Here is a 23,471-nt window from a genome sequence, read left to right as displayed (position 1 = left end):
CCCTACTCGGTGACGGAAGGACCGTCCCAGTCCTCGTCGTCCTGGACGGGCCGCCGGGCGGGCGGCGGCGTGGTCGGCCGCACCTGGTCCGCCCACGGAGGGGTGTCGGACGAAGGCTCGGGGAAACGCTGCCGGTAGGACGAGACCAGCGCGTCGGCGGTTCCCGGTTCCTCCACGCCGACCGCGGTCACGATCTCGGACACCCGGCCCGCGATCCGGGACTGCGCCCGGCGCATGGTCGTCATGATCGACGCGGCGAGGGTCGCGCCGGACACCTCGCGCGCCTTGTCGGAGATCTCGATGTTCTGCAACGCGCCGGACGCCCCGACGCTGAGCCGCACGAGGCCGTCCTTGGACACCTCGGCGACCGCCACCTCGGCGACCTGCCGGCTCATCTCCTGGTACTTCTCGGCTTTCGCCGCGACACCCGCCACCCACCGGGCGATTTCCTGCTCCGTGCGGACTTCGTCGCCGCCGAACACGGGATCGGTCACCCCACGCCCCCTTCTCCTGCCGGCTGATCGTTCGCGGACCTGTTTCCGTTAGCTTCGACGGCGCGAGCGGCGAGCGGTTCCCGGCGTACCGGGTACGGCCGCGCCGGGTCACGATGTCGCGATCCAGTGGCTGTGGTTCAGGGGTCGCGATGCAGAGGTCGCGATGCAGAGGTCGCGGTTCAGGGGGAAGGCGCTACTCCGGTTGGCAGCCAGGGCACCAGTACAGGTTGCGGGCGGCCAGGTCGGCCATCGCCACGGGCGTGCCGCAGACCAGGCACGGCATCCCGGTGCGCCGGTAGACGTAGACCTCGCCGCCGTGCCGGTCCTCGCGCGGGGCGCGGCCGGTGGCGGCGGGCAGGTGCTCGGGGCGCACGGTGTCGATCCGGCCGACCTTCACGCCGTGGCGCATCAGCACCACCAGGTCCGCCCACATCAGGTCCCACAGCGCGCGGTCGACCTTGTTGCCCGGCGTCAGCGGGTGCAGGCCGTGGCGGAACAGGACCTCGGCGCGGTAGACGTTGCCGACGCCCGCGATGACGTCCTGGTCCATCAGCAGCACGCCGATCGACTTGCGGGACTTGGCGATGCGGGCGAACGCGAGGTCGGGACGCGCGTCGCGGCGCAGCGGGTCCGGGCCGAGCCGGGCGCGCAGCGCGGCCACCTCGACGTCGGTCAGCACCTCGCACCGGGTGGGTCCGCGCAGGTCCGTCCAGTGCGTCGGACCGACCAGGCGCATCCGGACCTGGCCGACCGGCTCGACGACCGGGTGCGGGTACTCGCTGAACGTGCCGTACAGGCCCAGGTGGACGTGCACGGTGGCGTCCGGTCCGTAGACGTGGAACAGGTGCTTGCCGTGCGCCTCCGCGCGGAGCAGCACTCGTCCGTCCACAGTGGACGCGTGGAACCGGCCCTGCGGGCTGGTGACCGCGACGGGCGCGCCCACGTACCGGCGGCGGTGCAGCCGGGCGAGCCGGTGCAGGGTGTGGCCCTCAGGCACCGATCGCCACCACCGGACGCAGGTGGACCCGCACGCTGAGCCGGGTGTCCTTGCGCAGCAGGCGCTCCGCGAGCGGCACGGCGCGCGCCCGGTCGTGCCGGCCGAGCACCGCGCACAGGCCGGCGAGCTGGAGCACGCGGTCGAAGTCGGCTTCGTCGGTCCGGTCCACGCCGCGCGCCACGACCTCGGCCACCGCGTCCGCCGCTGCCGGCTCGTCGGCCGCGTAGGCCAGCTGCCAGTCGAAGAACAGCTCGTCGCCCAGCCCCACGAGGGCGGCCAGCGCGGCGATCCGGGCGGGCTCCGCGTCGGTGCCCGCCGTGTGCCGACGGCCTTCGGCGACCGCGCCGGCCAGCTCCGGGAACGTCCGGTCCCGGCCGGTCAGGTCGCGCACCACGCCCAGCCACGGCGAGCGGCGGCCGGCCTCGGCGGTGGCCGCCACCACCGGGTAGACCGCGCCGCAGCCCCAGGACGCGAGCGCCTGCACCGCCAGGAAGCGGTGGTAGCGCTCGGTCCCGGGCGCGGCGAGCAGGGCCAGCAGCCCCGGCACCCGGTCCAGGTAGCGGGGGTCCGCCGCGGCGGCGTCGATGACCGTCTCCGGATCGGGCGCGAACGTCCCGTCCAGGTCCTCGAACAGCAGTTCCCGGATCATCAGGGCAGTTCCGGGGCCTCTCCGGTGCGCTCGTAGTCGCTCAGGACCGCGATCCGACGGGCGTGCCGGGGCTGGTCGGAGAACGGGGTGGCCAGGAACGCCTCGACGATCGCGGTCGCCTCCTGCGCCGAGTGCATCCGCGCGCCGACGCCGATCAGCTGCGCGTCGTTGTGCTCCCGCGCGAGCCGCGCGGTCTCCACGCTGTAGGCCAGCGCGGCCCGCGCGCCGGGCACCTTGTTGGCGGCGATCTGCTCGCCGTTGCCGGAGCCGCCGATCACGACGCCGAGGCTGCCCTCGTCGGCCACCACCCGGCGGGCCGCCTCGATGCAGAACGGGGGGTAGTCGTCCTCCGCGTCGTACACCGCCGGGCCGACGTCGACCACGTCGTGGCCGGCTTCGGACAGGTGCTTCGCGAGGTGGGCCTTCAGCTCGAAGCCCGCATGGTCGGATCCCAGGTAAACGCGCACGTCCGGTGAGTCTGCCATCCTTGCTCGGGTGTTCGGTCAAGAGGGATACCAGCTGCGGGTGGAATGGGGCGACGAAGGCGTCGCGGCGCTCGGCGGGCTGTGCGCCGTGCTGGTGGTCGTGGACGTGCTGTCGTTCAGCACGGCGGCCGACATCATCGTCGGGCGGGGCGGCTCGGTGCGGCCGGTGCGCTGGACCGACCGGGCGCACGCGGCCCGGCCCGCCGACCCGTCGTGGACGCTGCGGCCGTCGTCGCTGGTCGAACTCCCGGCGGGCACCGAACTGGAGCTGCCCTCACCCAACGGGGCGACCCTGTGCGACCTGGCGGCGGCCACCGAGTCGCTGGTGCTGGCCGGGTGCCTGCGCAACGCCCGCGCGGTCGCCACGGCGGCCCGTGACCTGGCCCGGGGCGGGCCGATCGGCGTGATCGCGGCCGGCGAGCGGTGGGGCGTGCACATCAACAGCCCCGCCGACGCGCACCGGGGCCCGCTGCGCCCCTCGGTGGAGGACCTGCTCGGCGCGGGCGCGGTGCTGGCGTCGCTGCTCGGGTACGGGGCGGCGTCGGTCGAGGCGGCCGTGGCGGCGGAGGTGTTCGCCCGGTCGCCGGTGGAGGACGTGCTGGCCGGGTGCGTGTCCGGGCGGGAGCTGATCGCGAGCGGGCACGGCGCGGACGTGGCCCTGGCCTCCCAGGTGAACGTGAGCACCGCCGTGCCGCGCCTGGTGGACGGGGTGCTGCGGGCGTGATCGCCGGACCGGCCGTGGACGACGTGCCGGCGGCGGCGTGGTCGGCGGGGCTGTGGGCGGCGGGGCTGTGGGCGGCGGGTCGGTCGGAGTCGTCGGGCGAGCAGTCCGCGCTCATCGAGGTGCCGGGCCGTTCGGTGTCGGACCGTGGCGGGGTGAGTCGTGCTGGGGTAGGCCGGGCGAGGGTAAGCCGTTGCGGGGCAAGCCGTTCTGGGCGCCGACCCACGTGCCGAGTTCGACCCGGTTGGTGACCGAGACCTTGGCGAAGATGGCCGTCAGGTGGTTCTCCACGGTCGACACCGACAGGTGCAGCCGTCGGGCGATCTCGTGGTTCGGGTGCCCCTGGGAGACCAGGACGGCGACCTCGCGCTGGCGCGGGGACAGGTCGGCCAGCGTCACGTCCGCCGGCGGTGTCCGGCGCACCTCGGGCCGCAACGCCAGCGCGTACACGTCGTCGCGGCCGGCCAGCGCCTGGCCGCGGTCGTAGGCGGCCTGGTAGCGGGCCGAGCCCAACCGGGCCACGACGGTGGCGTGCGCCTTCTCCCGCTCCCGCCGGAACGGCACCAGCCCGGTGATCGCCACCCCGGTCGCGGCCCGCATCAGCACCGCCGCGCCGAGCAGTTCCGCCGCGGTCTCCAGCAGGTCGGACGACGCCCCGTCGTGCTCCGCGACACCCGCCAGCGCCCACCCGATCGCCTCGGCCGACCAGGTGCTGCCCCACTGCTCGCGCAGCCCGACCTGGATCTCCAGACCGGCCCGGAACCACGACACCGCCTCTGCCGGCGAGCCGTGCCGCAGCGGAGCCAGGCCGCGCGCCCACAACGCCCAGCTGATCGCCCACTCGCCGCCCGCGGCCCGCGCGTCGGCCAGGTAGTCCTCGGCCGCGGCCACCCCGGTCGCCTCGTCGCCGTAGAACCCGGCGGCCAGCGCCCAGATCAGCTTGAAGTTGCCGCGGTCGCCCCGGTACTCCGGGCCCATCACCGCGAACAGGTCCACCGCGCGGCGCAGCAGCCCGATGCACCTCGGGTCGCCCTCGACGAGCATCGCGTAGGCGCCCTCCAGCAGCACGGCCGGCGCGACGTCGTCCCGGTCGCCGACCAGCTCGCGCAGCTGTGCCAGGACCACACCGGCGTCGTGCTGCGAGCCCTGGCACAGCATGGTCCAGCCGAGCTGCACGGTCGCGCCGATCCGCTCCGGGGTCGGCTCCACCGGGGTGAGGTCGAGCAGGGTGCGGAACCAGCCCCGGAACTCGCCGAGCATGGCGAAGAAGAACTGCACCCGCAGCCGGGCCAGGTCGTGCAGCAGGGCCAGGCCGAGCCCGGCCAGGCCGGGCGTGGTGGCGCAGTGGTGCAGCGCCGCCCGGAAGTTCGGCATCTCGTCGTAGCCGCGCTGGAGCAGCGCCACCTCGTCCGGGGAGTACCAGGTGGTGGCCAGTTCGCCCGCCAGGTCGCGGAAGAACGCGCTGTGCGCGTCCCGCAGGCCCTGCTCCTCGCCCGCCGCGCGCAGCCGGCGCTGGCCGTACTCGCGGACCGGCTGGAGCTGGTGGTAACGCCCGTCGGGACCGGCCTGCACCAGCGACTGGGCGACCAGGTCGGCCAGCAGGTCGAGCACCTCGTGCTCACCGATCCCGTTGCCGGAGCACACCTTCTCGACCGTGTCGAGGGTGAAGCCGCCCGCGAACACCGAGATCCGGGCCAGCAGCCGGCGCTGCCCGGCCGAGCACAGGCCGTAGGACCAGTCCAGGGTCTGCTCCAGGGTGCGGTGGTGCGGCCGGACCCGGCGGGTGCGGGTGGCCAGCAGCCGGCCGCCGTCGAGCCGGTCCAGGATCTGCCGGGGCGACATGCCGCCGCCCAGCCGCACCGCGACCAGCTCCAGCACCAGCGGCAGCCCGCTGGACCAGGCGACGAGTTCGGCCAGCGCGCCCCAGTCGTCGTCGGCGGTGATCCGCCGGCCGGCCGCCTCGGCGCGGCGCAGCAGCAGGCACATCGCGTCGGACCTGGCCGCGTCGTCGGCGTGCACCGACAGCGGCGGCACCAGCGCGGTGTGCTCGCCCGCGATGCCCAGGTGCTGCCGGCTGGTGGCCAGCACCCGCACCCCGGGCGCCTCCTCCAGCAGCACCGAGCACAGGTCGCCGACGGCGTCCAGGATCTGCTCGCAGTTGTCCAGCACGAGCAGCAGTTCCCGGCCCCGCAGGAAGTCCACCAGCACGTCCACCGGGTCGGCGCAGGACTGGTCGTTCACGCCGACCGCGCGCACCACCTCGCGGTGCAGCTCGTCGGGCCGGGTGGTGTCGCCCAGGTGCGCGACGGCCACGGTGCCCGCCCGCCGGTCGCGGCAGCGCCGGGCCACCTCCAGCGCCAGCACGGTCTTGCCCACGCCGCCCGGCCCGGCCAGCGTCACCATCCGGTGGCCGGCCAGCAGCCGGTCCGCGGTCGCCGCGGCCAGCGCCTCCCGGCCGACGAGTTCGATCACCGGCGCGGGCAGTGCCGCGCGGGCGCGTCCGGTCGTCATCGCCCCCCTCTGGCCCCTTCGCGCCTCCCTGGAGGTGCCCGCCGAAGCTTAGGGGGCCGGGCCGACCCCCGGTCGCGGATGTGCGGAGTTCACCGGTATGCCAAGCGACGCGGATCCGGCAGGCTCGTACCCGTCCCGGAGATCGGGACGGCGTCGTGCGCGTGGCGGGGCTGTTCTCCCCAGCAGCGCCTGGTGGGCGGGACGCGGTGGTCCTTCGCGGGGTGAATTCAGCCGACCGTGAACGCGCAGCCCGCCGGCGTGCCCGGTGCGCGCCGACGTCAAGGGGGGTTGTGATCGGGGTCCCGGGCCGTCCCAGCCCTGGGACCCCGATCGACCCGCTACCGCTGGACGGACTTCACCTCGGTGAACTCGTCGAGCCCGAACCGGCCGAACTCGCGGCCGTTGCCCGACTGCCGGTAGCCGCCGAACGGGGCCGCGGTGTTGAACGCCGCGCCGTTGATGTCCACCTGGCCGGTGCGCAGGCGCTTGGCCACGGCCAGCGCGCGCTCCGGGTCGGCGGAGAACACCGCGCCGCCCAACCCGTAGATGGTGGAGTTGGCGATCCGGACGGCGTCGTCCTCGTCGGCGCAGGGCAGCACGGACAGCACCGGGCCGAAGATCTCCTCCTGGGCGATCGCCATGTCCGGCCGGACGTTGCCGAACACGGTCGGCGCGACGTGGAAACCCCGCTCGGTGGGCGAGTCCGGGCCGCCGAGGGCGAGCACCGCGCCTTCCTCGACGCCGCGCCGGATGTAGCCGACGACCCGGTCGCGCTGCGCGGCGGACACCGCCGGGCCGATCCGCGTGGTGGGCAGGGCCGGGTCGCCCGGCACGTACTTGGCGGCGGCGGCGACCGCGATTTCCAGCGCCTCGTCGTGCCGGTCGGCGGGCACCAGCAGGCGGGTCCACGCGCTGCACGCCTGGCCGTTGTTCATGAACGCGTTGGCGACGCCGATCTTCACCGCGCGGGCCAGGTCGGCGTCGTCGAGCACCACGTTGGCGGACTTGCCGCCCAGTTCCAGCGCGACCCGCTTGACCGTCGCGGCGGCCAGCTCCGAGACCCGGCGGCCGGCGCGGGTCGACCCGGTGAACGACACCGCGTCCACCATCGGGTGCCCGGCGAGCGCCTCGCCGACCACCGGCCCGGTGCCGTGCACCAGCTCGAACACGCCGTGCGGCACGCCGGCCGCGGTGAGCACCTCGGCCAGCAGGTCGGCGGTGAGCGGGGCCAGCTCGCTGGGCTTGAGCACGACGGTGTTGCCGGCGGCGAGCGCGGGCACGACCTTGGCGACCATCTGCTGGAGCGGGAAGTTCCACGGCGTGATCGCGCCGACCACGCCGACCGGCTCGCGCAGGATCAGCGAGTTGCCGATCTCGGTGTCGGCGAAGTAGCCGGCCTCCAGCGCGTCGGCGATCCCGTGCGCGATCCCGACCGGGTTCGGGACCTGCACCTTCGTCGCGAACGTGCGGGGCGTGCCCATCTCGGTGGTCATGGTCGAGGCCAGCTCGTCCGCCCGCGCGGCGAGGCCCTCGGCGATCCGCCGCGCGGTGGCCGCGCGCTCGTCGACGGGGGTGGCGGCCCAGGTCGGGAACGCGGCGGCGGCCCTGGTGACGGCGGCGTCCACGTCGCCGGGCGTGCCCGCGCGGACCGTGCCGACGACCTCTTCGGTGGTCGGGTTGACGATCTCGATCATGACCTGACTCCCGGATGTTGTGACACTCTGGGGCACTTTCTGCCTCAGAGTGTCACAAACCGGGCTGCACGAGAAGTCGGGCTCAGGAGAAGTCGGGCTCGCTCGTCCGGGTGCGCTTGAGCTCGAAGAAGTACGGGAACGACGCCAGCGCCACCGCACCGTCGAACACCTTCACCGCGTCTTCACCGCGCGGGATCCTGGTCAGCACCGGACCGAAGAACGCCACGCCGTCGATGTGGATGGTGGGCGTGCCGACCTCCTGCCCGACCGGGTCCATGCCGCGGTGGTGGCTGGCCCGCAACTCCTCGTCGTACTCGGTCGAGTGCGCCGCCTCGGCCAGCGACGCGGGCAGCCCGACGTCCGCGAGCGCCAGCTTGACGACCTCGTCGTAGTCCTTGATGCGCTCGTTGTGGATGCGCGTGCCCAGCGCCGTGTACAGGTCGCGGAGCACCTCCTCGCCGTGGTGGCGCGCCGCGGCGATGGCCACCCGGACCGGACCCCAGGCGCGGTCGAGCAGGTTGCGGTAGCCCGCGTCCACGTCCTGGCCCTCGTTGAGCACGGAGAGGCTCATCACCCGGAAGTGCAGGTCGAGGTCGCGCTGCTTCTCGACCTCCAGGATCCACCGCGAGGTGATCCAGGCGTACGGGCAGGCCGGGTCGAAGTAGAAGTCGACCTTGGTGGTCATGGTGCGGTGCTCCTCGTGCTCAGGCGGTGTCGGGCGCTCCGCCGCTGCGGTGTCCACCCATGCCAACCACCCGGCCTCCCGGACTCTTCCCTCGGACGGAGTCCACCTAACGCCGTCTCACGTGATTGGATGCGACTGTCGTGTTCACCGACACGACACCTTCCCCGTTCCGACGAGGTCGGCGCCGAGACCACGAGGGCGCCGGCAGACGAGGTGACCAGTGGCGGCACCCAACCTGACCCGCGACCAGGCGCAGCAGCGGGCTGTGCTGCTGGAAGTCGACTCCTACCAGATCGAGCTGGACCTCACCGACGGCGGCGGCAAGCCCGGCACGGACACGTTCCGGTCCACCACCACGGTGGCCTTCCGCAGCCGGACGCCCGGCGCGTCCTCGTGGGTCGACATCGTGGCCGCCACCGTGCACCGCGCGGTGCTCAACGGGGTCGAACTCGACGTCTCCGGCTACCGCGAGGACGACGGCCTGCCGCTGACCGGCCTGGCCGAGGTCAACGAGCTCACGGTCGAGGCCGACTGCCGGTACATGAACACCGGCGAGGGCCTGCACCGGTTCGTCGACCCGGTCGACGGCGGCGTGTACCTGTACTCGCAGTTCGAGACGGCCGACGCCAAGCGCATGTTCGCCTGCTTCGACCAGCCCGACCTCAAGTCGGTCTACGACCTGACGGTGACCGCGCCGGCGGACTGGAAGGTCATCTCCAACGCCACGATCGAGTCCACTGTGGACGCTGAGGGTGGTGCGGACAAGCACACCTTCGCCCGCACCAAGCCGATGTCCACCTACCTGGTGGCGCTGGTGGCCGGCCCGTACGCGGAGTGGCGCGACGAGTTCACCGACGGCGGGACCACGATCCCGCTGGGCATCTACTGCCGCGCGTCGCTGGCCCCGCACATGGACCACGAGCGGCTGTTCACCGAGACCAAGCAGGGCTTCGGGTTCTTCCACAAGGCGTTCGGCGTGAAGTACCCGTTCGGCAAGTACGACCAGTGCTTCGTGCCGGAGTTCAACGCGGGCGCGATGGAGAACGCGGGCTGCGTCACGTTCCTGGAGGACTACGTCTTCCGCAGCCGGGTCACCCGCTACCTGTACGAGCGGCGCGCGGAGACCGTGCTGCACGAGATGGCGCACATGTGGTTCGGCGACCTGGTCACCATGCGCTGGTGGGACGACCTGTGGCTCAACGAGTCGTTCGCCACCTGGGCGTCGGTGCTCGCGCAGGCCGAGGCCACCGAGTACCGGCAGGCGTGGACCACGTTCGCCAAGATCGAGAAGGCCTGGGCCTACCGGCAGGACCAGCTGCCCTCCACCCACCCGGTCGCCTCCGACATCCCGGACCTCCAGGCCGTCGAGGTCAACTTCGACGGCATCACCTACGCCAAGGGCGCCTCGGTCCTCAAGCAGCTGGTCTCCTACGTCGGCCTCGACAACTTCCTGGCCGGCCTGCGCGTCTACTTCGCCAAGCACGCCTGGGGCAACGCCACCCTGGCCGACCTGCTCGGCGCACTGGAAGAAGCCTCCGGCCGCGACCTGTCCTGGTGGAGCGCCCAGTGGCTGGAGACCACCGGCCTGAACCTGTTGCGCCCCAAGTACACCGTCGACGCCGAGGGCAGGTTCACCGACTTCGCCGTCCTCCAGGGCGGCGCACGACCCGGTGCCGGCGAACTCCGCACCCACCGGCTGGCCATCGGCGTCTACGACTCCGGCCCGGACGGCAAGCTCGTCCGCACCCACCGCGTCGAACTCGACGTCGACGGCGAACGCACCGAGGTCCCCGACCTGATCGGCGTGCCACGCGGCAAACTGGTCCTGGTCAACGACGACGACCTCACCTACTGCACCATGCGCCTCGACGAGCACTCGCTCGCCTCCCTGGTCGACCACATCGCCGACATCGCCGAACCGCTGCCCCGCACCCTGTGCTGGTCCGCCGCGTGGGAGATGACCCGCGAGGCCGAGCTGAAGGCACGCGACTTCGTCAACCTGGTCCTCGGCGGACTGCACGCCGAAACCGAGGTCGGTGTGGTCCAGCGACTCCTGCTCCAGGCGCAGACCGCGCTCTCCTCCTACGCGGACGTGACCTGGCGCGACGAAGGCTGGCGGCGGTTCGTCGCCAAGACCCTGGAACTGGCGCGGGCCGCCGAGCCGGGCTCCGACCACCAGCTGGCGTTCGTCAACGCGCTCGCGGGCTCGGTGCTCGACGCCGAGGGCGTGGCCGTGGTGCGGGGCTGGTACGAGGGCACGGACGTGCTGCCGGGCCTGGGCGTGGACACCGACCTGCGCTGGCGGCTGTTGCAGGCGCTGGTCGCGCACGGCGCGGCGACGTTGGAGGAGATCGACGCCGAAGAGCGCCGCGACCCGACGGCGACCGGGCGGCGCCGGGCCGAGTCGGCGCGGGCGCTGCGGCCGACCGTGGAGGCCAAGACCGAGGCGTGGGACCGGGCGGTGAACGACGACGAGCTGCCGAACGCGGTCAGCGAGGCGGTCATCGGCGGCATCCAGCACCCGGGCCAGAAGGCGCTGCTCCAGCCGTTCGTGGCGCGCTACTTCGCGGACGTGGCGGACGTGTGGGACCGGCGGTCCAGCGAGCGGGCGCAGTCCGTGGTGGTGGGGCTGTTCCCGTCGTGGTCGATCGCGCAGGACACCGTGACTGCGGCGGACGCGTGGCTGGCGGAGGACCGTCCGCCGGCGCTGCGGCGGCTGGTGTCGGAGGGCCGGGCGGGCATCGTGCGCGCACTGGCGGCCCAGGAGTTCGACCGGTCCTGAACCGGTCCTGATCGGACGGTGCTCGGAGGCCGCGTCCCCTTCGTGGGGCGCGGCCTTCGTCGTGTGCGGGGGTCGCCGAGCCCTGAGGCTTCGGGTTTCGGGCGCTTTGCGCTTCGGGTTCGGCGCTGCGAGCGCTGGGGTTCAGGCGCGGAGGTTGGGGTGTCGGGGAATGGCGAAGGCCGCGTCGCCCGGGTTCGGGGGACGCGGCCTTCGTGGACGGTGTCAGGAGCGCGGAGCGTGCCCGGCCTGGTCGGTGAGCATGCGCAGGCCGCTCACCAGGCCGCCGGCCAGGTCGCCCTCCTTGAAGGACGCGACCATGCTCATCACGGCGAGCTTCGCGCCGCGGTCGGCGAGCCGGCGGTGGGACTCCTCGCCGGTCACCACCTCGACCACGCGCTCACCCGGCGACACGGCCAGCAGCACCGCGTGCGACGGGCGCTCGGTGGCGGCGTGCAGCTGCTCGGCCTTGGCGCGCGTGTCGGAGCCGAGTTCGCCCAGGTACACGCTGAAGTCCAGGCCGGTGGTGCGGCTCGCGAGGGTGATCGCCTCGTCCAGCGCGGCCAGTTGCACCGGGGTGAACGGCAGCGCCGGCGGGTGCGGCTCGTACATCTTCGCGGCCGACACGCGGCCGCTGTTGGTCACCACCGCGCCGACGTCCAGCGTGGCCGGGTCGACCTCGGCGATCTCACCAGTTGCCACGTGCGCCTCCCCGGGCGGTCGTGCCCGAGACCGGCGCGGTCTCGGTGTGGTGGTGGGTGGCGGGCAGGCCGCCGGGGTTGGCGCTCCACCACACCGGGGCGTAGCCCCACTCCTGGCCTGGGCGGTACCGCACGATGCGGGTGGCCTTCGGCCTCAGCGTCAGTAGCGTGATCACGCCGTAGATGGCCAGCGGGATCAGCGCGAAGACGAGCACGGTCTCCACGATGGTCACGGCGGTTACGGTAACCGATCGACCCCGTCACGTCCGGGCGAGGGGGCGTGCGAGCGCCACGGCGGTCAGCACGACCACGCCGCCCGCCACCAGGTACACCGTTCCGAGCGACGTCCCGGCGGCCAGCGGACCGGCCAGCCCCGCCCCGATCGGGGACAGGCCCCACGCCAGCACGCGGTACGCGCTCGTCACCCGGCCCATCAACGGTTTGGGCGTCAGGCGTTGCCGCCGGGTCGCGGACAGCACGTTCCAGCCGGCCGACGCGAGTCCGAAGAAGAAGACCGCGCCGATCGCGACCGGCAGCAGCGGCACCGCGCCGAACACCGCGAACGCCACGCCCAGCAGCGCCAGCGCGCCCACCATCACCGGCGCGGCACCCAGGCGCGGTGCCAGGCGCGGGCTCAGCCGCGCGCCGACCAGCGCGCCCAGCGCCATCACCACGACCAGCCACGGCACGAACTGCTCGGGCAGGCCGAGGACGTTGATCGAGTAGAGCGCGAGCATGGCGTTCACGCCCGCCGCGCACACCGCCGTGACGGCGACCGCGAGCACGAGCACCCGCAGACCGCGCACCCGGAACAGCGTGCTTGCCCCTTCGACCAGTTGAGACCGCAAAGTGCCGGGTGACGGGTGCTCGTGGCGCTCCACCTCGGGCAGTCGAACCACGAAAGCGGCGGCGACCACGAACGTCAGGGCGTCGAGCGCGAAGCAGGCGGCGGGGTGCCACCAGAACAGCAGGCTCGCCGCGAGCGGCCCGGCGAGGTCCATCCCGATGGTCTCGGCGGTGACGAACCGGCCGTTGGCCTCCTCCAGGTCGTCGGGTCCGGCCAGCTCCACGAGCAGCACCTGGGACGCGGAGTCGGCGAAGGTCTCGGCACTGGTGAGCAGGAAACCGGCGGCGCACAGCACGGCGACGGTCGCGCTGTCCGTGAACACGGCGTAGGCGAGCAAGCCGGTGACGACCGCCCTGAACGTGTGTGCGACACCGACCACGAGACGGGGCTTCCAGCGGTCCACCAGAACCCCTGCTGGGAGCGCTACCACCAGCCAGGGGAGGACCACGGCGACGGCCACGGCGGACGCGGCGAGCGGGCTCCTGGTGCTCACCGCCGTGTACAGCGGGAGGGCCACGGTGCGCACGCCGTCGCCCACCAACGACGTGATCCAGGCACCTGTCAGCAGGCGGAATTCCGAGGAGCGGACACCCTTGACGCCGATCGATCTGCCCACGTGCGACGCCCCGTCTGTGATCCGGACGACTCTCGACCAGACCTCACGTTACGCACGGTGTCCATAGTTGCCGAAAGCAGTAACCGAACGGTTCTACTGTCGCAGTGAGTACACCCGTTCGGCCTTCCCCCGTAAGGAGGCGAATGGCGGCCGGTTTGGCGTCTTGTCCTGGGCCCACTCGGCTTCTAGCTTTTCACCTGTACGGGTCTTGCGCATCCCTTTCCGGATACTAATTCCCGCCCGATGAGTCTCGGAGGACACGACATGTACACCGTGAACCGCAACCAGGCCCCCACCCTCACTCGTTCGTCGTACACCCGGATGGACGAGTCAGTTACGCCTGTTCAGCGCCCGGACGTGACCTCCAACTCGGTGCGCATCACTGCGCGTGCGTCCGTTCGCATCACCGCTCTTGACCCTGTTCGGATCAGTGGACGTGACTCCGTGCGGATCACCGCGCTGCGCGATTCGGTCCGCATCACGGCCCGCGACTCCGTCCGCATCACCGCTTCGGACTCGGTCCGGATCACCGCGCGTGACTCGGTTCGGATCACGTCGCTGGGCTCGGTCCGGATCACCGGGCTCGGGTCGGTTCGGATCACGGCACGGGACTCCGTGCGCATCACGGCTCGCGACAGCGTACGCATCACCGCGCGGGACAGCGTGCGCATCACGGCACGGGACTCGGTCCGCATCACGGCCCGGGACTCGGTTCGGATCACCGCTCGGGACAGCGTGCGCATCACGGCTCGCGACAGCGTGCGGATCACGGCCCGGGACTCCGTGCGGATCACCGCTCGGGACTCGGTGCGGATCACCGCTCGGGACTCGGTGCGGATCACGGCGCGGGACAGCGTGCGCATCACCGCGCGGGACAGCGTGCGGATCACGGCGCGCGACAGCGTGCGGATCACCGCGCAGGACGAGTTCGCCTTGGCGGGGTGAGTTACGCCGCCGGTTCGCCCAGGTAGGGCAGCCACAGCGGGTCGGCCTCGGTCACGCCCGCCAGCAGCCGCCAGTGCGGCCCGCGGGGCGCGTTCGGCACGACCCGGAGACGCCAGCCCAGTTCGGACAGCAGTTTGTCGGCCTTGCGGTGGTTGCACCTCGCGCAGCAGGCCACGCAGTTCTGCCAGGAGTGGGGCCCGCCTCGGGAGCGCGGCACCACGTGGTCGATCGTTTCGGCGCGTCCGCCGCAGTACGCGCACCGATACCGGTCCCGGTGCATGAGACCGGCGCGGGTCAGGGGCACCCGGCCCCGGTACGGAACCCGCACGTAACTGCTCAACCTGATCACCGACGGCACCACTACCTCGGCCGTCGACGAGTGGACGACGGCACCCGCCGGGTCGCCGTGCACCACCTCCGCCTTGCCGCACACCACCAGGACCACCGCGCGTCTCAGGGGCAGCGCGGTCAACGGCTCGAACGTGGCGTTCAGCAGCAGGACTTTCCGTCTTCCCCAGGGCAACACCACGGGCGCCTGACCGGCCCCCTCCCCGTCGACCACAGCGTGCACGGTGTGCACAACAGGCTGTTTTTGGCCGGACGGTGCCGACGACGCGATCCCGGTGCTCACCAGGGCGCCGATCGGGGTGGGTTGTCGGTCTGGCACGCGACCACCTCCACCGGTTCAGGCATAGCAGACCACAGATCACCCCCAAAAATCACGCGTGATATGTGACGCGTCATGGACCCGGGGTCAAAACTTCGGTGAACCAAGCCCTATCGGACATGGTTTTCACTTCGCGCGCTACTCTCGGCGGGGTGACGGACCCCTCTCCCGCAGCCCTGCCTGCGACGATCACCTACCCGGCGGCGGAACGCCTCGACCTGGTCGACGACCTGCACGGACACCCGGTGCCCGACCCGTACCGCTGGCTGGAGGACCCGGCCGACCCGCGCACCACCGAGTGGTCGGGCCGCCAGGACGCGCTGGCCCGCTCCTGGCTCGACGCGCTCCCCGGGCGTGGCGCGCTCGGTGAACGGCTGACCGAGCTGATGCGCACCGGATCGGTGGGCACGCCGGTGTGGCGCGCCGGCCGCGCCTTCTACACCCGGCGCGGACCCGAGCAGGACTTCCCCGTGCTCTACGTGCTCGAGGACGGCACCGAGCGGGTGCTGCTCGACGTGACCGAACTCGACCCGTCCGGGCGGACCACACTGGACCGGTGGTCACCGTCCGTGGAAGGCGACCGGCTGGCCTACCAGGTGTCGGTGGGCGGTGACGAGCACTCCCTGCTGCACGTGCTCGACGTCGCGACCGGCGAACTGGTCGAAGGCCCGATCGACCGGTGCCGGTACTCCCCCGTCGGCTGGCTGCCGGGCGGCGAGGAGTTCTTCTACGTGCGGCGCGTCGACCCTAAACTGGTGCCCGAGGACGAGCGCCAGTTCCACCGCCGCGTGTGGCGGCACCGGGTCGGCACGGATCCGGCGACGGACGTGAACGTCCACGGCGACGGGCTGGACCACACCTACTACTACGGGCTGTCGGTCACCGACGACGGCCGGTGGCTGATCGTGAGCGGCGCCCCCGGCACGGTGCGCCGTGACTCGGTGTGGATCGCGGACCTGCACGGATCGGGCGAGCTGCGCCCGGTGATCCTGTCCGACGCGGGTGCTCAGTGCTCGGCGTGGGTCGAAGAAGGACGTCTCTACCTGCGGACCAGCCTGGACGCGCCGCGCTTCCGGCTGTGCGTGGCGGACCCGGCCGATCCCGGCGAGCCCGCGCGGTGGGCGGAGCTGGTCCCGGAGCAGCCGGACTCGGTGCTGGACGGGGCGACCTGGCTGGACGGCGCGCTGGTGCTGCTGCGCACCCGGCACGCGGTGTCCGAACTGCACCTGCACGACCCGTCGTCGGGCGAGCACCTGGGCGAGATCCCGCTGCCCGGGACCGGCTCGCTGCACGGGTGGTCCACAGTGGACAGCGCGACGGCCCAGGACCGGGACGTCCTGTGGTTCGGGTTCTCGGATTTCGTGACGCCGTTGTCGGTGTTCCGGTTCTCGTTGTCCCGCAGGGAGACCGCGCTGCACGCCGCCGCACCCGGCTCGGCCGTGCTGCCGGCGGTGACGACCCAGCAGGTCGCCTACGACTCGCTCGACGGCACGACCGTCCGGATGTTCGTGGTGTCCGGCGAACAGCACCCCGACCTGCCCCGGCCCGCGCTGCTGACCGGGTACGGCGGCTTCGCGGTCGGCCGCGGTCCGGGGTACAGCGCCACCGCGCTGGCCTGGGTCGAAGCGGGCGGGGTGTGGGTGCACGCGTCGCTGCGCGGCGGCGACGAGGAAGGCGAGCAGTGGCACCGGGCCGGGATGCGCGAGCACAAGCAGAACGTGTTCGACGACTTCCACGCGGCGGCCGAGCGACTCATCGCGGACGGCTGGACCACGCCCCAGCAGCTGTCGATCATGGGCGGGTCCAACGGCGGCCTGCTCGTCGGCGCGGCGCTGACCCAGAAACCGGAGCTGTACCGGGCCGTGGTGTGCTCGGCGCCACTGCTGGACATGGTGCGGTACGAGAACTTCCTGCTCGGGAGGCTGTGGGCGGAGGAGTACGGCAGCGCGGCGGTGCCCGAAGAGCTCGCCTGGCTGCTCTCCTACTCCCCGTACCACCGCGTCCGCCCGGACGTTGAGTACCCTTCGGTGCTGTTCACGGTGTTCGAGTCGGACAGTCGCGTGGATCCGAACCACGCCCGCAAGATGTGCGCCGCGCTGCAGCACGCGACGGCGAGCGACCCGACGAAGCACCCCGTGCTGTTGCGCCGGGAGACCGAGGTGGGGCACGCGGGACGGTCGGTGAGCCGATCGGCGGGGCTGGCCGTGGACCAGTTGACCTTCCTGGCCGGCGCGACCGGGTTGGAGTTCGCCCGAGGGTCGCGGACGGCTGGGGACGCAGGGCCTGAGAAGTCGGAGCTCGGGAAGGCAGAGCCCGGGAAGTCGGGGCCTGGGAAGTCAGAGCTTGAGAAGTCAGAGCTTGAGAAGTAGTGCCTGGGATGTAGAGGAGGAGTGGGTCGGTGGACGTGGAGTCGACGCTGGCAGTCGATTGGTGGGTGGTCAACGGGCCGAAGATCGCCGAAGGCGCGTTGCGGATCGCGTTGACGGTGTTGATGGCCGTCGTGGTCCGGTTCCTGCTGCGACGGCTGATCGATCGGCTGACCAGGAGCCCGTCCGCGGAGCGCAAGCCCAAGCTGCTGCGGCCGCTGCGGGAACGCGCGCCCCAGGCGTTGGGCGTCCTGGTGTCGGAGCGGCGCGAGCAGCGCGCGAAGACCATCGGCTCGGTCCTCAAGTCGGTCACCACGATCGTGGTGTTCGGCATAGCGTTCATCCAGATCCTGACCGAACTGGGCATGGACGTGGCCCCGATCCTGACCTCGGCCGGCATCCTCGGCGTGGCGGTCGGTTTCGGCGCGCAGAACCTGGTCAAGGACTTCCTGTCCGGCATGTTCATGATGCTGGAGGACCAGTACGGAGTGGGCGACGTCGTGGACCTCGGACCGGCGACCGGCACGGTCGAGTCGGTGGGCCTGCGCATCACCACGATCCGTGACACGAACGGCACGGTCTGGTACGTCCGCAACGGCGAGATCCTGCGAGTCGGCAACTCCTCGCAGGGCTTCGCCGTGGCGGTCGTCGACCTGCCCCTGGCTTACGGGGCGAACCTGGCATCGGCGGCGGACGTGCTGAAGACGGCGGTGGAAGCGGCGGTGGCCGAGGAGTCGCTGGAGAAGGACGTCATCGACAAGGCCCAGGTGCTGGGCGTGGAAAAGGTGACGCCGGAAGGCATCACGATGCGGGTGACGGTGAAGGTCCGGCCCGGACGGCAATGGGCGGTGCAACGAGCGTTGCGCGCGAAGCTGATGCCGGCGCTGGACGAAGCCGGAATCTCCCTCAAGTCCTGACCGCGGCCCCTGCCCGGCGCGTCGGCGGGTCGGCGCGTTGACGGGTCGGCGCGTTGACGGGTCGGCGCGTCGACGGGTCGGCGCGTCGACGGGTCGGCGCGTCGACGGGTCGGCGCGCCGACGGGTCGGCGGGTCGGGAGATGGCGGTGCGTTGAAGGTTTCGGCGTGTCGGGAGATGGCGGCGTAAGGCGTTGGCTTGAGCGACAGTCTCTGCTTCGGGCGTGGGATGTCGGCGGTGCGGGGACGTCGATGGTGTGGGGGATGTCGGTGGTGCGTGGGATGATGGTGTCGGGGGCCGGAGGCCACGCCTACGAGGCGCAAACCTGAAGCGGTGCGAGCTGGGAAGCGGCCCAAGAGCGAAGCGGCGTAATGGTGCGAGTGGCGTGAGAGCGAAGCCGCGTAAAAGCGCAAGTGGCGCTAGGCGGAAGTGGCGTAGAGCCAAAGCGTAAAAGAGTCCTCGCCGGACGGGCGAGCCGCCAAGGATGACTAAGGCGGTGGGCGTCGTGTCATCCCCGTATGGCCCAATGCCGCTAAGTTAGTGTCCTTACGGTAGAATTCAGCCATGGCGCGTGCTGGGCAGAAGAAAGCGTCGGTTGCGGTCGGCGAAGATGTCCGGCTTGTCGACCGGGTTTCGCTCGGTGTTCTGGCCGAGGTGGTTTCGCGGGACTTGATCGAGGAGGTCCTGGACGAGACCGGGAAACGCGAGCAGCGGACGCGTCTGCTTCCGGCGCATGTGATGGTGCGGTTCTGTCAAGCGATGTGCCTGTTCTTCGACGACGACTACGAGGAGGTCATGCGGAAACTCGTCGGCTCGTTGAAGTCGATGGGGTCGTGGCGCGGTGAATGGCATGTTCCGTCGACCTCGGCGGTGGCGCAGGCACGGCAGCGTCTCGGGTCCGAGCCGTTGCGCGTGTTGTTCGAGCGGGTCGCGGTGCCGGTCGCCGGGCCGGGTGCCCATGGGGCATGGCTGAGGTCGCGGCGGGTCATGGCCGTGGACGGTGTCATGCTCGATCTCCAGGACACGCCGGAGAATGTCGCGGAGTTCGGCAAGAGCGGAAACGACCACAAAGCAAGTGGGTTCCCCCAGGCGTTGGTGGTGGCGTTGGCCGAATGCGGGTCGCATGCGATCGTCGATGCCGTGATCAGTGGCTACCGCGGTGACGAGAAAGCCTTGTCCCGATCGTTGCTCGGCTCGGTCGAGGCCGGGATGCTGGTCACCGCCGATCGGAACTTCTACAGCTACTCGCTCTGGGAGGATTTCCTCGACACTGGCGCCGACCTGCTCTGGAGGATCGGCTCCGGGGTCGAGCTGCCCGTGCTGAAATGGCTTTCCGACGGCTCCTTCGACTCGATCCTGCTGAACCCTCAGGTCCGCGCCGGACGACGCCGACAGGTGATCGCCGACGCCGCCGCCGGGAAGACCGTCAGCCCCGAGCAGGGATTCCGGGTCCGGGTTGTGGAATACGAAGTACCCGACCGGGAGGGCAACGGTACCGGCGAAGTGATCTGCTTGGCCACCACTATTCCGGAACCATCGGAAGCCACTGCCGCCGAACTGGCCTGGTGCTATCACCAGCGGTGGGAGATCGAGTCCGTTTTCAACGAGATCAAGACGCATCAACGCGGTAACGCCCGGATACTGCGGTCGAAATCGCCGGACATGGTCCGTCAGGAGATCTGGGCATTCCTGCTCACTCATTACGCCATCCGCAGTCTGATGAGCCGGGCTGCCGACGAGGCCGATGTCGACCCCGACGAACTGTCCTTCATCCGCACTCTCCGCGTCGTCCGCCGCCAGGTCACCGCTCAGGCGGATTTTTCCCCCTGACCACCGCTGGCGAGCACTTGTCGACACCTTCGAGGAAATCCTCTGGAGACCCACACGAAGACGTCGCAACCGTACCTGCGCTCGCGTTGTCAAACGCGGACGCCACAACTCCTACCGCGTCAAACGACCTGAACACCGCAGCATCAGGCATGACGGAACACCGACCATCAAGCTCCGCTCACCCGCCCTAACTTAACGGCATTGCCGTATGGCCCGGTCGGAGACAACCACGACGGTGTCATACGGTCATGGCGACAGCAGATTTGATCTCGCCCGTCGAGTAGTGGGGTCGTTCGTATGGCCGGTGGCCCGTTGTTGTCGTTCGAGGAGCGGGAGCTGGTCTCCCGGGAGTTGAGTCGGAACGCACGTTGTTCGACCCGTGTCCTCGGGACGCTTCTGGGTCGGCATCATTCGACGGTGGCGCGGGAGATCGCCGCGAACGGGGGCCGCCGTGGTTACCGGGCGGTGCGGGCGCAGTGCCGGGCGGCGGACAATCGTCGGCGGCCCAGGCTGCGTAAACTGGAATCGTCGGCCCGGTTGCACGATGCGGTGAACACCGGACTCCGGGAGAAGTGGTCGCCGCGTCAGATCGGCCGGCGGCTGCGCCTGGACCACCCGGACGACCCGGAGATGCGCGTGTCGCACGAGACGATCTACCAGAGCCTCTACCTCCAGGCCCGGGGCGAACTGCGCACCCAACTGAAACTCGCGCTGCGCCGTGGCCGTGTCCAGCGGGTCGACCGCACCCGGCCGGCGGCCGCCCGCCAGTACATCAAGGACATGGTCCGCATCAGCGACCGGCCGAAAGAGGCCGACGACCGCGCGGTCCCGGGCTTCTGGGAAGGCGACCTGATCATCGGACGCGGCAACGCCTCGCAGATCGCCACCCTGGTCGAACGCACCACCCGATTCGTCATGCTGGTCCGCATCCCGCACGACCGCAACGCCCAACGCGTCGCCACCCTCCTCGCCCGAAAAATGGAGACCCTGCCCGAGTTCCTGCGCCGCAGCGTCACCTGGGACCAGGGCCGCGAAATGGCCCGCCACGCCTACTTCACCATCCGCACCGGCATCCCGGTCTACTTCTGCGACCCCCACAGCCCCTGGCAACGCGGCAGCAACGAAAACACCAACGGACTACTCCGCCAGTACTTCCCCAAAGGCACCGACCTGTCCGTCCACACCCAGGCCGACCTCGACAAGGTCGCAGCCGAGATGAACGGCCGCCCCCGCCACACCCTCGACTGGCGCAAGCCAATCGAGGTCTACAACGACCTGGTCAACACCCACACGTCGCCATGACCACTTGACCCCACCCACCCTTGGCTGGTCAGTGCAAGCGAAGGGCGTGCTTGCACTGACCAGCCAAGCGCGGTTCGCTGGCGCGCGGGCCATACGGGGATGACACGACGCGGTGGGTGGGTTGTGTGCCGGCGCACCTCTGTTGGCGTGCGGTGGTCTCGGTGGGTGGCAGGATGGTGGGGTGAGCAGTGCGGAGAACTTCTACGAAGCGGTGGGCGGGTACGAGACGTTTCACAAGATCGTCGCGCGGTTCTACGAGCTGGTGGCCGACGATCCGGTGCTCCGGCCCCTGTACCCCGAGGAGGACCTCGGGCCCGCCGAAGAGCGGTTCCGGATGTTCCTCGTGCAGTACTGGGGTGGGCCGCGCACCTATTCCGACCAGCGTGGCCACCCTCGGCTCCGGATGCGTCACGCACCGTTCGTGATCGGTCCCATTGAGCGGGACGCGTGGTTGCGGTGCATGCGGGTCGCCGTGGACGAGGCGGACATCACGCCCGAACACCGTGACCAGCTTTGGGCGTACCTGGAGATGGCCGCGAACAGCCTGCTGAACGCCTGGGTGTGATTGTTGATCACCCGAACGGGGGCGGGTTCGGCGTCGCGGGTGGCAGGATGACATCTCGTGCGACGATCCTCCGACCTCCAACCAGAGATCGCCGACGACTCCGCCTGGTGGCGTGACGCCGTCTTCTACCAGGTCTACGTCAGGTCGTTCGCGGACTCTGACGGCGACGGGGTCGGCGACCTGGAGGGCATCAGGTCCCGCCTCGGCTACCTCGAACTGCTCGGCGTCGACGCCCTGTGGCTGACGCCGTTCTACACCTCGCCGATGGCCGATCACGGCTACGACGTGGCCGACCCCCGCGACGTGGACCCGCTGTTCGGCGACCTGGCCGCGTTCGACCGGCTGGTCGCGGAGGCCCACCAGCACAACATCCGCGTCACCGTCGACCTCGTCCCCAACCACACCAGCGATCGGCACGCCTGGTTCCAGGCGGCCCTGCGGTCGGCTCCGGGAAGCGCGGAGCGGGATCGGTACATGTTCCGCGACGGTCAGGGCTACGACGGGTCGCAGCCGCCCAACAACTGGACCAGCGTGTTCGGTGGGCCGGCGTGGACGCGGGTGGCCGACGGCCAGTGGTACCTGCACCTGTTCGCGCCCGAGCAGCCCGACCTGAACTGGGACAACCCGGACGTCCCCGCCGATCTGACCCGGACCTTGCGGTTCTGGCTGGACCGGGGTGTCGACGGGTTCCGGATCGACGTGGCGAACGGGATGGCGAAGCCTTACGGGTTGCCGAACATGGATCCGCGCGTCCTGACCCAGGGGCCGGGCGTGGTCGCGGGCGATCCCCGGTTCGACAACGACGCCGTGCACGACGTGCACCGGATGATCCGCAAGGTCGTCGACGAGTACCCGGGCCGCATGGCCGTCGGCGAGATCTGGGTCATGGACGACGAGCGCTTCGCCCGGTACATCCGGCCCGACGAGCTGCACCTGGGCTTCAACTTCCGGTTGGTGGAGGCGGCGTTCGACGCGGACGCGGTGCGCACGGCGATCGATCACTCGTTGGCCGCTGTGGCGCCTTACGGCACGCCGGCCACGTGGACGCTCTCCAACCACGACGTGACACGTCACGTGACGCGGTACGGCGGCGGTTCGCTGGGTGTGCGACGGGCGCGCGCCATGGCGTTGGTCGAGCTGGCGTTGCCTGGTGTCGTCTACCTGTACAACGGCGAGGAGTTGGGCCTGCCCAACGTGGAGCTGCCGGACTGGGCACTCCAAGACCCGACCTGGCTGCGTTCCGGCCACACGGAGCGCGGGCGGGACGGGTGCCGTGTTCCGCTTCCCTGGGAGGGTGACACGCCGCCGTTCGGCTTCTCGCAGGGTGTGACCACGTGGCTGCCGCAGCCGAACGAGTGGGCGGGCTTGACGGCGGAGTCCCAGCTGGAGGACCCGGAGTCGATGCTGTCGCTCTACCGGCACGCGGTGGAGCTGCGGAAGTCGCACCCGTCGATCTCCGGCGAGGAAGTGGAGTGGTACGGCGCGCCGGCCGGCTGCTTCGCCTTCCGGAGGAAGGGCGGCGGGCTGATCTGCGCCCTCAACACCTCCGGTGGGCCGGTGCCCCTGCCGCCGGGTGAGGTCCTGCTCTCCAGCGGTCCGATGGACGGCAACCAGCTGCCACCCGACACGGCCGTCTGGCTCGTCTGACCCGCGAGCCCCGGACGTTGCCCGGTGGGGCGGTGTTCGGGGCTCGTCGTGCCGG

The 23,471-nt window shown here is 71.2% G+C and carries 20 protein-coding genes; 9 read left to right on the top strand and 11 right to left on the bottom strand.

Features of this window, described 5'->3' with window-relative positions; all coding sequences use genetic code 11:
* Window positions 1-2: 2 nt before the first annotated feature.
* The 4 genes from BN6_RS06660 to BN6_RS06645 all read right to left on the bottom strand — a co-directional run bounded on the left by BN6_RS06660 (window position 3) and on the right by BN6_RS06645 (window position 2,607).
* On the bottom strand, window positions 3-494 hold the full coding sequence (locus tag BN6_RS06660) for a YbaB/EbfC family nucleoid-associated protein (protein WP_015098790.1): 492 nt from the start codon (window positions 492-494) through the stop codon (window positions 3-5).
* A 193-nt stretch (window positions 495-687) separates the two neighbouring features.
* Window positions 688-1,491, bottom strand: coding sequence for an Fpg/Nei family DNA glycosylase (locus BN6_RS06655; protein WP_015098789.1), 804 nt, complete (start codon window positions 1,489-1,491; stop codon window positions 688-690).
* The gene (locus tag BN6_RS06650; protein ID WP_015098788.1) at window positions 1,484-2,140 is read right to left on the bottom strand and encodes a hypothetical protein; all 657 of its coding nucleotides are present in this window, start codon (window positions 2,138-2,140) and stop codon (window positions 1,484-1,486) included. Before BN6_RS06650 ends, BN6_RS06655 begins: the two co-directional genes overlap by 8 nt.
* Complete coding sequence (locus BN6_RS06645; RefSeq protein ID WP_197540242.1) at window positions 2,140-2,607, bottom strand: ribose-5-phosphate isomerase; 468 nt, start codon at window positions 2,605-2,607, stop codon at window positions 2,140-2,142. The genes BN6_RS06650 and BN6_RS06645 overlap by 1 nt, the downstream gene beginning before the upstream one ends.
* 28 nt (window positions 2,608-2,635) lie before the next feature.
* Here BN6_RS06645 and BN6_RS06640 point away from each other — a divergent pair, with 28 nt between their 5' ends.
* On the top strand, window positions 2,636-3,349 hold the full coding sequence (locus tag BN6_RS06640; RefSeq protein WP_041312160.1) for a 2-phosphosulfolactate phosphatase: 714 nt from the start codon (window positions 2,636-2,638) through the stop codon (window positions 3,347-3,349).
* 111 nt (window positions 3,350-3,460) lie between these two features.
* Here BN6_RS06640 and BN6_RS06635 read toward each other — a convergent pair whose 3' ends face one another.
* The 3 genes from BN6_RS06635 to BN6_RS06625 all read right to left on the bottom strand — a co-directional run bounded on the left by BN6_RS06635 (window position 3,461) and on the right by BN6_RS06625 (window position 8,236).
* Complete coding sequence (locus BN6_RS06635; RefSeq protein WP_015098785.1) at window positions 3,461-5,857, bottom strand: LuxR C-terminal-related transcriptional regulator; 2,397 nt, start codon at window positions 5,855-5,857, stop codon at window positions 3,461-3,463.
* 338 nt (window positions 5,858-6,195) lie between these two features.
* Window positions 6,196-7,551: an aldehyde dehydrogenase family protein gene (locus BN6_RS06630; protein ID WP_015098784.1), complete on the bottom strand. Its 1,356-nt coding sequence runs from the start codon at window positions 7,549-7,551 to the stop codon at window positions 6,196-6,198.
* Between the two features lie 82 nt (window positions 7,552-7,633).
* Window positions 7,634-8,236, bottom strand: a complete 603-nt coding sequence (locus tag BN6_RS06625) for a mycothiol-dependent nitroreductase Rv2466c family protein (protein ID WP_015098783.1) — start codon at window positions 8,234-8,236, stop codon at window positions 7,634-7,636.
* Window positions 8,237-8,456: 220 nt separating this feature from the next.
* On the opposite strand from BN6_RS06625, the gene pepN reads away from it, so the two are divergent.
* Window positions 8,457-11,018 (top strand): aminopeptidase N, encoded by a 2,562-nt coding sequence (gene pepN, locus BN6_RS06620; RefSeq protein ID WP_015098782.1) that lies wholly within the window; start codon window positions 8,457-8,459, stop codon window positions 11,016-11,018.
* Window positions 11,019-11,240: 222 nt separating this feature from the next.
* On the opposite strand, the gene BN6_RS06615 is transcribed toward pepN, so the two are convergent.
* From BN6_RS06615 to BN6_RS06605, 3 genes are read right to left on the bottom strand one after another with little or no spacing between them, the layout of a single operon-like run.
* On the bottom strand, window positions 11,241-11,717 hold the full coding sequence (locus tag BN6_RS06615; RefSeq protein ID WP_015098781.1) for a DUF5130 family protein: 477 nt from the start codon (window positions 11,715-11,717) through the stop codon (window positions 11,241-11,243).
* Window positions 11,704-11,949 (bottom strand): aa3-type cytochrome oxidase subunit CtaJ, encoded by a 246-nt coding sequence (ctaJ, locus tag BN6_RS06610; protein WP_015098780.1) that lies wholly within the window; start codon window positions 11,947-11,949, stop codon window positions 11,704-11,706. Before ctaJ ends, BN6_RS06615 begins: the two co-directional genes overlap by 14 nt.
* 27 nt (window positions 11,950-11,976) lie before the next feature.
* Entirely contained in the window at window positions 11,977-13,179 is a 1,203-nt protein-coding gene (locus tag BN6_RS06605; RefSeq protein WP_015098779.1) for an MFS transporter, read from the bottom strand.
* 264 nt (window positions 13,180-13,443) lie between these two features.
* Between BN6_RS06605 and BN6_RS06600 the strand changes: the two genes are divergently transcribed.
* A complete protein-coding gene (locus BN6_RS06600; protein ID WP_015098778.1) occupies window positions 13,444-14,124 on the top strand; it encodes a DUF2345 domain-containing protein in 681 nt (226 codons plus the stop codon).
* Between the two features lies 1 nt (window position 14,125).
* Here the strand turns inward: BN6_RS06600 and BN6_RS06595 are convergent, their stop codons facing one another.
* Entirely contained in the window at window positions 14,126-14,791 is a 666-nt protein-coding gene (locus tag BN6_RS06595; protein WP_015098777.1) for an HNH endonuclease, read from the bottom strand.
* Between the two features lie 152 nt (window positions 14,792-14,943).
* On the opposite strand from BN6_RS06595, the gene BN6_RS06590 reads away from it, so the two are divergent.
* From BN6_RS06590 to BN6_RS06565, 6 genes are all read left to right on the top strand, one after another.
* Window positions 14,944-17,160, top strand: coding sequence for a prolyl oligopeptidase family serine peptidase (locus BN6_RS06590; protein WP_231905099.1), 2,217 nt, complete (start codon window positions 14,944-14,946; stop codon window positions 17,158-17,160).
* Between the two features lie 29 nt (window positions 17,161-17,189).
* A complete protein-coding gene (locus tag BN6_RS06585; protein ID WP_015098775.1) occupies window positions 17,190-18,074 on the top strand; it encodes a mechanosensitive ion channel family protein in 885 nt (294 codons plus the stop codon).
* Between the two features lie 562 nt (window positions 18,075-18,636).
* Window positions 18,637-19,902 carry an IS4 family transposase gene (locus BN6_RS06580; RefSeq protein WP_015098774.1) on the top strand — a complete coding sequence of 422 codons (1,266 nt, stop codon included), beginning with the start codon at window positions 18,637-18,639 and terminating at the stop codon, window positions 19,900-19,902.
* A gap of 297 nt (window positions 19,903-20,199) precedes the next feature.
* The gene (locus BN6_RS06575) at window positions 20,200-21,204 is read left to right on the top strand and encodes an IS30 family transposase (protein ID WP_015098773.1); all 1,005 of its coding nucleotides are present in this window, start codon (window positions 20,200-20,202) and stop codon (window positions 21,202-21,204) included.
* Between the two features lie 181 nt (window positions 21,205-21,385).
* Entirely contained in the window at window positions 21,386-21,769 is a 384-nt protein-coding gene (locus BN6_RS06570) for a globin (RefSeq protein ID WP_015098772.1), read from the top strand.
* 57 nt (window positions 21,770-21,826) lie between these two features.
* Window positions 21,827-23,416 carry a glycoside hydrolase family 13 protein gene (locus BN6_RS06565; protein ID WP_015098771.1) on the top strand — a complete coding sequence of 530 codons (1,590 nt, stop codon included), beginning with the start codon at window positions 21,827-21,829 and terminating at the stop codon, window positions 23,414-23,416.
* The last annotated feature ends 55 nt before the right edge of the window (window positions 23,417-23,471 follow it).

Origin of the sequence: Saccharothrix espanaensis DSM 44229, from assembly GCF_000328705.1 — a bacterium.
Classification (GTDB): Bacteria; Actinomycetota; Actinomycetes; order Mycobacteriales; family Pseudonocardiaceae; genus Actinosynnema; species Actinosynnema espanaense.
Note: the sequence above shows the minus strand (reverse complement) of the source record. Positions and strands in the feature narration are given on the sequence as shown.